General features: G+C 51.7%; 8 protein-coding genes. All 8 read left to right on the forward strand.

The window, feature by feature from the left end:
- The first annotated feature begins 173 nt into the window (after nt 1-173).
- The 8 genes from Q0577_RS00135 (at nt 174) to Q0577_RS00170 (ending at nt 15,837) form a co-directional block, all read left to right on the forward strand.
- On the forward strand, nt 174-4,118 hold the full coding sequence (locus tag Q0577_RS00135; RefSeq protein ID WP_298731583.1) for a DUF4038 domain-containing protein: 3,945 nt from the start codon (nt 174-176) through the stop codon (nt 4,116-4,118).
- A gap of 38 nt (nt 4,119-4,156) precedes the next feature.
- On the forward strand, nt 4,157-6,871 hold the full coding sequence (locus Q0577_RS00140) for an alpha-L-rhamnosidase (RefSeq protein ID WP_298731584.1): 2,715 nt from the start codon (nt 4,157-4,159) through the stop codon (nt 6,869-6,871).
- Between the two features lie 14 nt (nt 6,872-6,885).
- Nucleotides 6,886-7,986 (forward strand): sialidase family protein, encoded by a 1,101-nt coding sequence (locus Q0577_RS00145; RefSeq protein ID WP_298731585.1) that lies wholly within the window; start codon nt 6,886-6,888, stop codon nt 7,984-7,986.
- Nucleotides 7,987-7,995: 9 nt separating this feature from the next.
- On the forward strand, nt 7,996-8,886 hold the full coding sequence (locus Q0577_RS00150; RefSeq protein WP_298731586.1) for a TIM barrel protein: 891 nt from the start codon (nt 7,996-7,998) through the stop codon (nt 8,884-8,886).
- Complete coding sequence (locus Q0577_RS00155) at nt 8,883-11,984, forward strand: glycosyl hydrolase (RefSeq protein ID WP_298731587.1); 3,102 nt, start codon at nt 8,883-8,885, stop codon at nt 11,982-11,984. Before Q0577_RS00150 ends, Q0577_RS00155 begins: the two co-directional genes overlap by 4 nt.
- A 117-nt stretch (nt 11,985-12,101) precedes the next feature.
- The gene (locus Q0577_RS00160) at nt 12,102-13,178 is read left to right on the forward strand and encodes a glycosylase (RefSeq protein WP_298731588.1); all 1,077 of its coding nucleotides are present in this window, start codon (nt 12,102-12,104) and stop codon (nt 13,176-13,178) included.
- A 16-nt stretch (nt 13,179-13,194) separates the two neighbouring features.
- A complete protein-coding gene (locus Q0577_RS00165) occupies nt 13,195-15,576 on the forward strand; it encodes a glycoside hydrolase family 2 TIM barrel-domain containing protein (RefSeq protein WP_298731589.1) in 2,382 nt (793 codons plus the stop codon).
- Between the two features lie 45 nt (nt 15,577-15,621).
- The gene (locus tag Q0577_RS00170) at nt 15,622-15,837 is read left to right on the forward strand and encodes a hypothetical protein (protein ID WP_298731590.1); all 216 of its coding nucleotides are present in this window, start codon (nt 15,622-15,624) and stop codon (nt 15,835-15,837) included.
- Nucleotides 15,838-15,904: the final 67 nt, after the last annotated feature.

Raw genomic sequence — 15,904 nt, forward strand, 5'->3', positions numbered from 1 at the left:
CAGACGGGGGAGGAAGACCCTTCTGCCAATAATGAAGAGTAAACCCTTTGCCCAAAGCCAGACGATTACTATCCGAAAAACCAGTAACCGGAAAAAGAAGTATGCCTAGAACCGCGATATTTTTATTGATTTTACTAACGGCAAAGATCAGCGCATTTGCCCAGTCCCCCCGTGTGCAACCACTGAAAATCTCCGCCAATGGCAGGTATTTTACCACTGCCTCCGGTGCGCCTTTCTTCTGGCTGGGCGATACCGGCTGGCTCCTCTTTAATAAACTTACCCGTGAAGAAGCGGAAAAGTACCTGGAAGATCGCCGCAGTAAGGGCTTCAACGTTATACAGGTAATGGTGATTCACAGCGCGCGGCAGGTGAACGCCTACGGCGATGCCGCATTGGAGAATAAAAATATTGCGCGTCCACGCACTACGCCCGGCAATGCTTTTAATGATACCCTGCAATATGATTACTGGGATCACGTGGATTATATTATTGATAAGGCAGCGGAGAAAGGCCTGTATATGGCCCTGGTGCCGGTGTGGGGCTCCAATGTGAAAGCCGGGCTGGTTACACAGGAACAGGCACGTGTTTATACTGCATGGCTGGCCAACAGGTATAAAAGCAAGCCTAATATTATCTGGCTCAATGGCGGCGATATTAAAGGCAGCGATTCACTGGCGGTATGGAACACCATCGGTGCTACCCTGCATAAATATGATCCAGGGCACATTGCCACCTATCACCCGCGTGGCCGCTTTCAGTCGTCCCAATGGTTCCATAACGAGCCCTGGCTGCAGTTCAACATGTTCCAATCCGGGCACCGCAATTATGCACAGGATACCTCGGCAGGAGAGCTGCATTACGGGGAAGACAACTGGCGATATATCCAGGCAGACTATCAGCGTAGGCCTGTAAAACCTACCCTGGATGGAGAACCTTCCTATGAAGGTATTCCACAGGGCCTGCATGATACTTTGCAGCCTTTCTGGTCGGCCGCTGATGTGCGGCGTTATGGTTACTGGTGTGTATTTGCAGGTGGCGCCGGGTACACCTATGGTAACAATGCCGTGATGCAAATGCATAAGCCCGGCGATACAGATGCCAACTACGGCGTAAAAGATTACTGGTATCACGCCATTGATGATGAAGGCGCCCGCCAGATGAAATACCTGAAAGATCTGATGATGTCGCGCCCCTACTTTGATCGCGTGCCTGATCAGTCGCTGATTGCCGGTGATGCCGGTGAAAAATACGAACACCTTGTCGCTACCCGTGGTAAGCAATATGCTTTCATTTATACCTACACCGGCCGTACAATACAGGTGAATATGGGTAAGATAGCCGGCGATACGGTAAAAGCTTACTGGTTCAACCCCCGTAACGGGCAGGTTACATTGATCGGTAAATATCCTAATAAAGGCGTAGCTACTTTTGATCCTCCCGGTGTGCAGCAGAACGGTAACGACTGGGTACTGATCCTCGATACTTATGTGCCGGGCCGTGAGGTTTATCTCTTTACTTCTTTTCGTGAACCGGCTACTGACGGGTTGCACCTGTTGTACAGTTACGATGGCTATCACTGGTCAGACCTGGGCCGTTCTTTATTGCGGCCGGCAGTCGGTGATAAGCCGGTAATGCGTGATCCTTCCATGGTGCAGGGCCCCGACGGCACTTTTCACCTGGTGTGGACCAGCGGCTGGAAAGGCGATAAAGGCTTTGGCTACGCCAGCTCAAAAGACCTGGTACACTGGACAGAACAACGCACCATCGATGTAATGGCGCATGAACCTGCTACGGTAAATGTATGGGCGCCGGAATTGTATTACGACAGCGACAGCAAACAATACATTATTATCTGGGCTTCCACCATTCCACAACGTTTTCCAAAAGGGCAGGAGGATGAAGACAATAATCATCGCCTGTACTTTACCACTACCAAAGACTTCCGGACATTCAGCCCTGCAAAACTATTCATGGACCCCGGCTTCAGTGTGATCGACGCTGTAGTGGTACCAACCGCTGCGGGGAAATATACGCTGGTGCTGAAAGATAATACGCGCCCTGAACGTAATATTAAGGTAGCTTCCGGACCGCACGCAACAGGACCGTATACCAATGTTTCCCGCGCCTTTACACCTCATTTTACTGAAGGGCCCACTGTTACCAAAGTGAACAAAGCGTGGCTGATCTATTTTGATGCCTACCGCGATAAGTATTATGGCGCAGCCAGCACAAAAGACTTTAAGACGTTCACTGATATTTCAGACGAGGTATATGTGCCCGTTGGACATAAGCACGGAACCATCGTTCAGGTGAAGGAATCCATCCTGGACGGATTGTTAGCTGCACGGCATGACACCGTTCGTTACGCCGGTGCTACGAGGGTGAATATCGACTACCATCATGGGCAGTTATCGCCCGCTATGGGAGTGCACAACATACAGGTATTGCGCGCCAACCGCGAACACCCGGAATTGGCGGAAGGAATGGGCTGGACCTACAACCATGCTCCCATGCTGGCATACTGGAATAATATGTTTTACCTGGAATACCTGAGCGATAAAATAGGGGAGCATATTCCGCCGGGGCAGACACTGCTGACCACCTCAAAGGATGGTTATCGGTGGTCAAAACCCATTGTGCTGTTTCCTCCTTACAAAGTACCGGACGGTACCCGGAAAGAAGGGCAGCCCGGTGTGGCAAAAGACCTGTATGCGGTCATGCATCAGCGTATGGGTTTCTACACAACAAAGAATAACCGCCTCCTGGCGCTGGCTTTCTATGGTATCTGCCTGGACATAAACGACGATCCCAATGATGGTCACGGTATAGGCCGCGTGGTAAGAGAAATATTACCTGATGGCAGTTTCGGCCCTATTTATTTCATCCGTTATAATGCGGGCTGGAATGAGCAGAATACGGATTATCCTTTTTATACTTCCAGCACGGATAAAGCATTTGTGGCAGCCTGTAAAGAGTTGCTGGATAACCCGCTGGTTACCCAGCAATGGAATGAAGAAGCAGACAGGAATGATCCGCTGATCCCGCTTAAGAAGCAGTATAAGGCGCTGAGTTATTACCATCTCCCGGATGGGAGGGTGGTAGGGCTGTGGAAAAATGCACTCACCGCCATCAGTACAGATGGTGGGAAAAGCTGGCCGTCATCTGCCGTACGTGCGCCGGGCTTTGTGAATGCCAATGCAAAGATCTGGGGGCAACGTACTTCAGACGGCCGTTACGCCACCGTGTATAATCCTTCTGATTACCGCTGGCCCCTGGCTATTTCAGTAAGTGAGAACGGCCTGGACTATACGAATTTACTGCTGGTGCATGGAGAGATCTCTCCCCTGCGCTACGCAGGTCATTTCAAGGATTACGGTCCGCAGTATGTCAGAGGGATTACCGAAGGTAATGGCACACCGCCGGATGGCAAGCTGTGGGTAAGCTACAGCATGAGCAAAGAGGATATCTGGGTGGCTGCTGTTCCGGTGCCTGTTCAGGATAAGGCGGATGGTCCCGTGAATGAAGTCTTTAAACAGATGCCGCCAGCAAGGGCCCTGGATAAATGGAACATCTACAGTCCCTGCTGGGCCCCCGTGAAAATGGAAGAGACACCCGCAGGCCCGGCCCTGGTGCTGAGAGATAAAGATCCTTACGACTACGCTAAAGCAGAACGTTTGTTCCCCGCAACACAAACCGGCACCGTGGAGTTCAGCGTTACGCTGCAGCAGCGGGGAAAGGGCATGCTGCAGGTAGAACTGCAGAATGCAAAAAATAACCCTGCCATCAGGCTGACCTTTGATACGGATGGCACCTTACGTGCAAAGTCGGGCGCCAAGTTTAAGAACATCCTGCAATATGAAGCAGGTGTTAATTATACCATCCGTATCACTTTCAATACCGCTAACCGCTTCTATACGGTGAACATCAACGGAAAGGATGTGCTTACCCAGCTGACCTTCGCGCCGGTAGATGGCCTGAACAAGATCGTGTTCCGCACAGGAATGCCACGCCATTTTCCAAATGCAGACACACCGGCTATTCAGCCGGATGATCTGCCCGATGCGGGTACACCGGAAGAAGAGGCCGCCTTTTATATCGGATCGCTAAAAACTGAATAGCTGTGCAGGGCCGGATGTTTTTCATATACACGATTATCATGCAACTGTGGGCATTTGCCGCAGCTGCGCAGCATGGTATACAGCTGCAGCACCTGCGTTGCGAAATGCGTAATGATCCAATGGGCATTGATATAGAGGCTCCGCGCTTAAGCTGGGAAATAACAGGTTCGCAACGGCATATCATGCAAACCGCCTACCAGGTGATAGTGGCGGATTCTCCTGAGCAGCTGGCAGCTAATGAAGGCGGGTGCTGGAATTCAGGTAAGGTAAGCTCCGGGCAGTCCATTCATATTCCATATGCGGGAAAGGCATTACAAAGCCGCCATGTATACTACTGGAAAGTAAAAGTATGGACCAATAAGGGAGAAAGTAACTGGAGCGCGCCCGCCCAATGGAGTATGGGACTGCTTTCGCCCAACGCATGGAAAGCCTCCTGGATAGGGATGGACCGCGCCTTTCCATGGGATAGCGCGCAAAGTAAGTTTTCCCGGCTCTCTGCCCGTTATCTCAGGAAGACCTTTGATGCAAAACCTGCCGTTAAAAGAGCGACTGTTTATATTGCGGGACCCGGGTTATATGAACTTTACCTGAACGGTCAACGCATCGGCAACCAGGTATTGGCACCGGCGGCCACTGATTTTACCAAAGCGGTAAAGTACAATACATTCGATGTAACAGCAGCGCTGAAAAAAGGCGGCAACACAATCGGCATGGTATTGGGCAACGGCCTTTTCTTCACTATGCGACAGGCCTATAAGCCGCATAAGATCCGCACTTTTGGGTATCCCAAGCTGTTGCTGCAGCTGGAAATAGATTATGCAGACGGCCATCGTCAAACCATTGTAAGCGATCAAAGCTGGAAGCTGACCACGGATGGCCCCATCCGCAGCAACAACCTGTATGATGGGGAAGAGTACGATGCCACCAAAGAGATGCCCGGCTGGCATACCACCGGTTTTGATGACAGTCACTGGCTACAACCGGAACTGGTACAAGCTCCCGGCGGCCGGCTGGAAGCCCAGCTGAATGAACCCATGCGTATCATGGATACCGTGAAGCCGGTACGAATTTTTAAAGCCCGGTCCAAATATATCCTGGATATGGGCCAGAATATGGTGGGCTGGCTGCAGATAAAAGCAAAAGGCCGGCGCGGTGAAAAGGTAAAGCTGCGCTTTGCAGAAACCCTGCAGCCTGACAGCACCTTGTTTGTTGCCAATCTGCGGGACGCCAGGGTAACGGATGAATATACTTTCAAAGGAGAAGGACTGGAAACCTGGCACCCGGTATTTGTATACCATGGTTTTCGTTATGTGGAAGTTACCGCAACAGCATTACCGGAAGCAGAAGGTCATGTGATCTATGATGCGATCCCAACTACGGGATCCTTTCATTCATCAGATAGCACACTGAACCAGGTATATCACAATGCGTACCGCGGTATTCGCGGTAATTATAAAGGCATGCCGCTGGACTGCCCGCAGCGTAATGAACGTATGCCCTGGCTGGGCGACCGCGCAACAGGGGCGCATGGTGAGAGCTTCCTCTTTGGCAATGCCAGCCTCTATGCCAAATGGCTGGATGATATTGCGGACGCACAAACCCCCGAAGGCGCTATCCCGGATGTGGCGCCAGCCTATTGGCGTTACTACAGTGATAATGTTACCTGGCCCGGTGTTTATATTCTGGTGGCAAATATGTTGTATGAGCAGTTTGGCGACGAGCGTTCCATCGAAAGGCATTATGGCTCCATGAAAAAATGGCTGGCATATATGCAGGGCAAATACATGAAAAATTACCTCCTTACAAAAGATAAATATGGCGATTGGTGTGTGCCGCCTGAATCATTGCAGCTCATACACTCGCAGGATCCGGGCCGCAAAACAGACGGCACGCTGTTAGCCACAGCATATTACTACAAGCTGCTTACACTGATGCAGCGCTTTGCCGCTTTACTGGATAATCAGGCAGATGTAAAGGCTTTCGCTGCGCTGTCAGATAGTATAAAAACGGCCTTCAATAAGCAGTTCTTTCATAAAGACCTTGCCCGGTACAGTAACAACACGGTTACCGCCAACCTGCTGCCCCTGTATTTCGATATGGTTCCCGCTGATGCGCGCAAAGCCGTGTTTGACAGTATGGCTGCGGCCATTCAGTACAGGTATAATACCCATATCAGTACCGGTGTGATCGGCACACAATGGCTGATGCGGAGCCTCACAAGAATGGGCCGCCCCGATCTGGCTTACCGTATGGCAGCCAACCGCGACTATCCCTCCTGGGGATACATGGTGGAACAGGGCGCTACTACCATCTGGGAACTGTGGAACGGTAATACCGCCAATCCCGGTATGAACTCCCACAACCACGTAATGCTGCTGGGCGACCTGCTGATCTGGTATTACGAAGACCTGGCAGGTATCCGTACGGCAGCAGATCATCCTGCGTTTAAACAGATCGTCATGCAGCCTGCACTACCGCAGGGACTAAACGAAGTTGATGCTTCCTTTCATTCCATGTATGGACTTATTGGTAGTAAGTGGAAAAGGGAGAATGGCCGCTTTTGCTGGAAGATAAACATCCCCGCCAATACAACAGCATTGATCTATATGCCTGCGCACAATGCCGCACAGGTACAGGAAGGCGGCAGGGCCGCAACATTATCCGCAGGTGTACGCTTCCTGCGGATGGAAGAAGGCCGTGCCGTGTTTGAAGTTGGCTCAGGAGAATATGCATTTGAAAGTGAAGCACCATAAAAACGGAAACAACCATGATGTATACACGTATTTTCAGCACCTGTCTTTTATTAATGGCCGCTTTATTTGCCAATGGGCAGGCAGCCCGGGAACGAACCTGGAAAGAAGGTATCCTGACGGATGAATTCATTTTCGAAAAGGCGCCTTTTCCTTCCTGTCATGCCGCCACTATTGCCGAGACAAACAAAGGTTTGATAGCTGCCTGGTTTGGCGGTACCAAGGAACGTCATCCCGATGTTGGCATCTGGGTTAGCCGGAAGGATAAAGGCAACAATAGCTGGACGGCCCCCGTGGAAGTAGCCAATGGCGTGCAGGCAGACGGCAGCCGCTTTGCCTGCTGGAACCCCGTATTGTACCAGGTACCGGGCGGCGACCTGCTGTTATTCTACAAGGTCGGGCCTAAAGTAGCCGCCTGGAAAGGCTGGATGATCCGGTCCAGAGACGGCGGCGCCAGCTGGTCAACCCCCGCTGCTTTACCGGAGGGATACCTGGGCCCTGTAAAGAATAAGCCGGTGCGCTTAAGTGATGGTACACTGCTTTGCCCTTCCAGTACGGAAGGCGACCGCTGGCGCATCCACTTTGAGCTGACAAAAGACCAGGGCAAAACCTGGGAGAAGATAGGCCCGGTAGACGGTGGCGCCAGCTTCAATGCCATACAGCCCAGCGTACTCTTTTATAAAGATGGCCGCCTGCAGATCCTGTGCAGGAGTAAGAACAGGGCTGTGCTGCAATCATGGAGTACAGACAATGGGCGTAGCTGGTCACCGTTGGATACCACTACCTTGCCTAATAACAATTCCGGTACCGATGCAGTGACCCTGCAGGATGGCCGCCAGCTGCTGGTGTATAATCATGTGCTGCCGCCCGATGGCAAGGTGAAAGGTCCGCGTACGCCGTTGAATGTATCGGTATCCGATGATGGTAAAATATGGAATGCCGCCCTGGTACTGGAAGATTCGCCGGTCAGCCAGTATTCTTATCCTTCAGTGATCGTTGGCGCCGATGGCTTTATTCATATCGTGTACACCTGGCGGCGTGAACGTATTAAGTATGTAAAGATAGACCCTGCGAAACTGCAGCTGACAAAGATTGAAAACGGCCAGTGGCCTTTATAATATTCACTTATGGATCGTCGTAGATTTATTATTAACTCAACGCTTGCCGCCACGGCAACGCTCTTTCACCAGCACTTTGCCTGGGGTGCAACACCTGCAGCCCAGCGGTACCGCATAGCGGTATGCGACTGGATGATCCTGAAGCGGCAGAAGCTGGGTGCATTCAAGCTGACCCGGGAGATTGGCGCAGATGGTGTTGAACTGGATATGGGTGGCTTAGGCAACCGCGAAACATTTGACAGCAAACTGGGAGACCCGGCTATTCGCCAGCAGTTCCTGGATGAAGCGCGTAAGCAGCAGGTACAGATCAGCTCTGTGGCCATGTCTGGTTTCTATGCGCAATCATTTGCAGAACGTGAAGGCGTGGACCGTATGGTGCAGGATTGTATCAATACGATGCAGCAGCTGCAGGTGAAAGTAGCTTTCCTGCCTTTAGGTATACAGGGCGACCTGGTAAAATTCCCCCACCTGCGACCGGTGATAGTGGAGCGATTAAAAGCAGTAGCCGTGCAGGCAGAGAAAGCCGGTGTGATCATTGGCATTGAGACCGCACTGGATGCCACCGGCGAAGTAAAGCTGCTGGACGATATCGGGTCTTCCGCCATCCAGAGCTATTTCAATTTCGCCAATGCACTGGAGGGAGGCCGCGACCTGCAGCAGGAATTACGCATACTGGGCAGGGACCGTATCTGCCAGATACATTGTACGGATAAAGATGGCGTATGGCTGAAGGATAATACCCGCATTCATTTACCCAAAGTAAAGAGAACGCTGGATAAGATGGGCTGGCGCGGATGGCTGGTCATAGAACGTTCCCGCGATGCAAAAGATCCGCGTAATGTAAAATGGAACTTCGGCGCCAATACCGCTTACCTGAAATCAGTTTTTCAAAAGGCATGATGAAAGCAATTATATTCTTCTTTTTCCTGGGGTGGATGAGCGTGTTACCGGCTGTTGCCCAGGATAGAGGTCTTGAAGCCGCTTTCCGCCATCCACCTGCTGCAGCTAAACCATGGGTATTCTGGTACTGGATGCAGGCCAGTGTTTCCAGGGCCGGTATTACGGCAGACCTGGAAGCCATGCGGGAAGCAGGTATCGGCGGCGCATATCTCATGCCTATCAAAGGCGTTGCGAATCCTCCTTTGATGGAGCCGACGGTGGCACAGCTATCACCGCAATGGTGGGAGATGCTGCGACATGCCATGCAGGAAGCAGACCGTTTGGGTATACAATTAGCCATGCATGCTTCCGATGGCTTTGCACTGGCAGGCGGTCCATGGATCACGCCTGAGCTGTCTATGCAGAAGGTGGTGTATACCACCACACAAGTGCCGGGTAGCCGGCAGTTCAATGATACACTGGCGCGTCCGGCAGCATACCAGGGCTATTACCGCGATATTGCGGTGATGGCCTTTCCTTCGCCCGAAGGTGAAGGTGTGATGGCAAAGCCGCGTGTAAGCACCAGCCTTCCGGGGGTGGATGCTTCTTTTCTGCTGAACGATGATAACCGGAAAAATTTCCGGAGCGATGCCGGCGGCTGGATACAGTTTTCCTACGAACAACCTTTTACCTGCCGCACCATCCAAATCCGTACCAATGGTCCCAATTACCAGGCGCAGCGCCTGATAGTGAGCGCCAGCGATGACGGAAAAGTATTCCGTACGATCACCAGGCTGGAAGCGCCCCGGCACGGATGGCAGGATAGTGATGCCGGTGTAACGCATGCTATAACGCCTACCACTGCACGTTATTTCAGACTGGTGTATGACACCACGGGATCTGATCCTGGTGCAGAAGACCTGGATGCCGCCAAATGGAAGCCGGTACTGAAAGTATGTGGCATCAGGCTGTCATCAGCGCCGAGGATCCACCAGTTTGAAGGTAAGACGGGCGAGGTGTGGCGTGTGAGCCGCGGCACTACTGCGGGCCAGCTGCCTGATTCACTTTGCGTGCCGATGAACAAGGTCATTGATCTCACGGCAAAGATGGATGCTTCTGGCCGTTTGCAATGGCACGTTCCACCGGGCAGGTGGACCCTCCTGCGTATAGGGCATACTTCTACCGGGCATACCAATGCCACGGGCGGTGCGGCGGCAGGTCTTGAATGTGATAAGTTCAACCCGGCCGCTATCCGTTTACAATTTGACCGCTGGTTCGGGGCAGCCTATCGCGAGCTGGACCCTGCACTTGTAGCACGGGTACTGAAGATCTTTCATGTGGACAGCTGGGAATGCGGCAGCCAGAACTGGTCGCCTGTATTCAGGGAAGAATTCCGCCGCCGCCGCGGTTATGACCTGCTGCCCTGGCTGCCTGTGATGACAGGTGTGCCTTTGAAAAGCGCCGCCGCGTCAGAACGTTTTCTGCACGATGTACGGCAAACCATTGCTGAACTGGTAACAGATAAATTCTACGGTACCATGGCGCAGCTGGCAAAGGAAAAAGGCTGCAGCTTCAGCGCTGAAAATGTGGCGCCTACCATGACAAGCGATGGTATGGCGCATTTCAGCGCAGTGGATATACCGATGGGCGAGTTCTGGTTTCGCTCACCTACGCATGATAAACCCAATGACATGCTGGACGCTATCTCCGGCGCACATATCTACGGTAAGCAGTTGATCCAGGCAGAAGCGTTCACCACCTTACGCATGGGTTGGGATGAACATCCCGGGATGTTGAAAGCACTGGGCGATAAAAATTATGCGGCAGGTGTTAACCGCCTGGTGTATCATGTGTTTACGCACAATCCGTGGATGGACCGCCGTCCGGGTATGACACTGGATGGTGTGGGGTTATATTTTCAGCGCGACCAGACCTGGTGGAAACCCGGCCGCGCATGGGTGAGCTACGCACAGCGTTGCCAGGCTTTGCTGCAGCAGGGTGTTCCCGTGGCAGACCTGGCGGTGTTTACCGGTGAAGAGATACCGCGCCGCGCTATACTGCCCGAACGGCTGGAAGCGATTATGCCGGGGATTAACAGATATGCTTATGATGCGATAAACCGGGATGCATTGTTACGCCTGGCGCGTGTGCATAATGGCCGTATCGAGTTGCCTGGTGGCGCCAGTTATGCAGCACTGGTTTTGCCGGGTACCCATCCTTTGTCTCCTGACAGCGCTGGGTTCTCAGCTGAAGTGGCAGCTCGTTTACAGGCCCTGAAAAAGGCCGGGGCTACTATACTGACAAAAGGGCAATCATTCAATGTAATGCCTGATGTAATAGCGCCCGCGGGAATTGTATGGGCCCACCGCCGTACGCCGGGTGCGGACATTTATTTTATCTCTAACCAGGAAGATACTTCCCGCATTGTGCAGCTTTCTCTTCGTGTAAGCGGTAAGGTGCCTGAACTATGGGATCCGCTGAGTGGGGAGATCCGCGATGCGCAAAAATGGAAGATGGAAAAAGGCAGGACGTTGCTGCCGCTGCAATTGTCCCCCAGCGGTGCTGTGTTCATTGTACTGCAACGCAGTACGAAGGAAGTACAGCACCGCGGTAATAACTGGCGTTCATTCCAGGCCTTGCAAACATTGGAAGGACCCTGGCAGGTGACGTTTGATACAACGAATGGTGGTCCTGCGGCAGTTCAGACTTTCACGGCATTACAGGATTGGAGCAGGCATACGGATCCGGGTATACGTTATTATTCAGGCACAGCGGTCTATACAAAAACATTTAACTGGCAGCCGCAGGCTGCTCAGCAGAAAAAGGTCTGGCTTGACCTGGGAGCGGTAGCAAATATTGCTGCTGTTACGCTGAACGGTCAATCCTGCGGCATTGCCTGGACACCGCCGTACCGGGTGGAGATCACACCGGCTTTGCGCAGCGGCGTCAATGAGCTGCATATTGAGGTAACCAATACCTGGGCTAACCGCCTGATAGGCGATCATGATCTGCCGGAAGCGCAAAGGATCACGCGGACTACAGCGCCTTACCGTTTGGAAGGAAAGCCGTTGCTGCCGGCAGGTTTGCAGGGACCTGTGAGGGTAATGAACGGGGAGTAGGGGGATTGAAGGTTTGTTATAGCGAAGGCTATGGAATGAAGACCATCACCTCGCCATGACGAACCATGATGACACCAACTAACAAACGCAGCAAATCACACAAACAAAACTATCATCATGAAAACGATATTAACCTACATGCTGCTGCTCATGCTACCTGCCGCTTACGCACAGCAGGTACCTGATTCCATAATGAGCAGCATCTACCAGCAGGTAAAAACACCTTACAAATACGGCCTGGTATTAACTCCTGCAGACGATTCAAAAAAGCTGGATTGCCCTACCGTATTCAGGAAAGGAGACCAGTGGTACATGACCTACATCGTTTATGATGGCCGCGGATATGAAACCTGGCTATCCGGCAGTGAGGACCTGCTGCACTGGAAAACACTTGGCAGGATCATGTCTTTCTCTGACACCACTGACTGGGATAACAACCAGAAAGCCGGTTACATTGCCCTGCAGGACTATAAATGGGGCGGTTCGTACCAGTGGCAGGCCTATAAAGGAAAATACTGGATGACCTACATTGGCGGCAGCAGCCGGGGTTATGAGCAGGGACTGCTATCCATCGGTATGGCGCATAGCACCCAGGATCCCTCGAAGCCGCGGGAATGGCAGCGGCTACCCGCACCGGTGCTGAAAGCTACAGACCCCGATGCCGGCTGGTGGGAGAATAATACACTATATAAGAGTTCTGTTATCTGGGATTGCAACAAAACAACCGGCTATCCCTTTGTGATGTATTATAATGCCAAAGGAGACAGCCTACAACCCAAACGCGGGAAAGAACGTATAGGAATGGCCGTTTCCGATGATATGGTCCACTGGAAGCGTTATGCAAAAGACCCGGTGCTGAACCACCACGCCGGTATTACCGGTGATCCGTATATCCAGCAAATGAACGGCGTGTGGGTGATGTTCTACTTCGGCGCTTTCTGGAAAGATCGCCCCGGCGCTTTTAACCGCTTTGCCTGCTCGTATGACCTGGTACACTGGACAGACTGGAGTGGCGATGATCTCATCAGCTCTTCCGAGCCCTATGATGACCGCTTTGCGCATAAGTCCTGTGTAGTATACCACAACGGGGTGGTCTATCATTTCTATTGCGCGGTGAATAAGGCAGACCAGCGCGGTATTGCTGTTGCTACTTCGCGAGACATGGGTAAAAGCACTGTAGAATTCAAACATTAAGGAAAGCACAATTGCAATGAGGATATTAACCGGTCTGTTATTACTGCTGGCTATTCATGCAGCTGCACAGGATACAACAAGGGAACAATTATTTGATGCGGGCTGGCGGTTCCATCGCGGCGGCGCCCTGGGTGCGGACAAACCCGCTTTTAATGATGCGCAGTGGCGGCAGGTCGATCTGCCGCATGACTGGAGCATAGAAGACCTGCCTGGTACCCAGTCTCCTTTTAGTCCGGATGCGATCAGTCAGCCGGGTGGCGGCTTCACCACAGGCGGTACTGGTTGGTATCGCAAATCCTTTGCACTGCCTGCAACTTACCAGGATAAACGGATACACCTGCAGTTTGACGGCATTTATATGAATGCGGAGGTATGGCTCAATGGAAAACGCCTGGGCAAACATCCGTATGGTTATACTTCTTTCTCTTATGATATCACAGAACGTTTGAAATGGGATACCATCAATGTGCTGTCGGTTAAGGTAAGAAATGAGGGAGAAAACAGCCGCTGGTATGCAGGTTCAGGGATCTACCGTCACGTGTGGCTGAAGTTGATGGGGCCTGTTCATGTAGGGCAATGGGGTACGTATGTTACCACGCCCGAAGTAAATGCAACAGCTGCAAAAGTGCACCTGCAAACCACCGTGCTGAATACAACAAAGGAAACGGCCGCTGTAAAAGTAGTGAGCCGCATCCTCAATGCACAGGGCAGGGAGGTGGCTGTTACTTCAGATAACCGTAACATGTCTGCCCGCGATACCATGCGGTGGGAACAGGATATGACAGTATCAAAACCCATGTTGTGGTCTGTACAAAAACCAGCAATGTATACCGCTGTAACAGAAGTGTATCGTAACGTGCAGTTAACCGACCGCGTGGAGACGCCATTTGGTATACGTACCATCACAGCGGATGCCGTACACGGTTTTCGCCTCAATGGACAAACCATCAAACTGAAGGGCGGCTGCGTACATCATGATAATGGTCCGCTGGGCGCTAAGGCCTATGATCGTGCGGAAGAGCGTAAAGTGGAGCTGCTGAAAGCTGCGGGATACAATGCCATCCGCTGTGCGCACAATCCGCCTTCACCCGCCTTCCTCGATGCCTGCGACCGTTTAGGTATGCTGGTGATAGATGAAGCTTTTGATACCTGGCAGGATCAGAAGAACCCGGAAGACTATCACCTGTACTTCGATAAATGGTGGCAGCGGGATGTGGAGAGTATGGTGTACCGCGACAGAAATCATCCCTCCGTTATTATGTGGAGCACCGGTAATGAAATACCGAACCGTCAGCGGCCGGAAGTAGCGCGGGTAGCTAAAATGCTGCGTGATTATGTACGCAGTATTGATAGCACCCGCTTCATTACCTGCGGGGTAAATGGTATTGCGGAGGACAAAGACGCTTTTCTGTCTACGCTTGATATTGCAGGGTATAACTATGCCAGGGATAAATATGTGCCGGATCATCAGCGTGTGCCGCAAAGAACGATCATTGCTACAGAATCTTTTCCATTGGAAGCATTTGACTATTGGATGGAGGTGGAGGATCATCCATGGGTATTAGGTGATTTTGTCTGGACTGCATTTGACTATATAGGAGAAGCCAGTATCGGTTGGTTAGGTTTCTGGCAGCAGCAGAGCTTCTATCCCTGGAACCTGGCTTATTGCGGCGATATCGATATCTGCGGATGGAAACGGCCTCAGTCTTATTACCGCGATGTGCTGTGGAAGAAAGACCAGCTGTCTGTTTTTGTAAAACCCCCGCAACCGTCTTTTGCGCTCAATCCTCATAAAGTAGACTGGAGCCATTGGGAATGGCATGATGTGGCAGCACACTGGAACTGGCAGGGAAATGAAGGCAAGCGGCTGGAAGTAAATGTGTATTCATCCTGCGAAGAAGTAGAACTTTTCCTGGAAGGCCGTTCCCTGGGCAGAAAGCCTGTCAGCCGTGCCAACAGGTTTACAGCAGTATGGCAGGTGCCCTACCAGGAAGGAACATTAAAGGCAATAGGATATAGAAAGAACAAAGTGGTGAATACTGCAATTTTACGCACTGCCGGAACAGTAGCAAAACTTAACCTGAGTGCTGACCGTACGGTTTTACAAGCCAGCACACAGGACTTAAGTTATGTAACAGTGGAGTTGCAGGATGCCAATGGTGTCCGTCATCCGCTTGCAGAGCAGCTGGTACAGTTCGAAATAAGCGGCCCCGCAGTGATCGAAGCAGCAGGCAATGCAAACCCCAGGAGTGTGGAGAGCTATACATTACCCCGGCGCAAAACCTGGCAGGGCCGTTGTATGGTAGTGGTGAGGACTACGGGTGAGAAGGGGAGGGTGATGTTGAAAGCGCTGGTACAAGGAATGGAACAGGCACAAATAGTGTTGGAAGTGAAGTAGAAGATTAGCTGATAACATTCCAGCGGTTATTGACTGAGATCCTGCATGGCTTTGCCGGAACAACAAAATAAACGAAATTTACCTGGCCCCTGGCTGTTAAAGCTCGAAGGCAATACATTAACTTATAGCGAAACCGGGTTGTTGCTGATTTTTGATAAAACTACGGGTAACCACGAATTGAGAGAGTATGAAGAAATGAAAGCGCATGATGTTGCTTTTGAGCTGATAAAGGAATGGGCGGCTGATCCTGCGGCGCCCTGAGGAAAGGACAAAGTAAGGTCGCGGTAGACAGCACCTATGATTTTGTTGAGGTAGGTGTTACTTTTGT

Origin of the sequence: uncultured Chitinophaga sp. (assembly GCF_937898475.1) — a bacterium.
Classification (GTDB): Bacteria; Bacteroidota; Bacteroidia; order Chitinophagales; family Chitinophagaceae; genus Chitinophaga.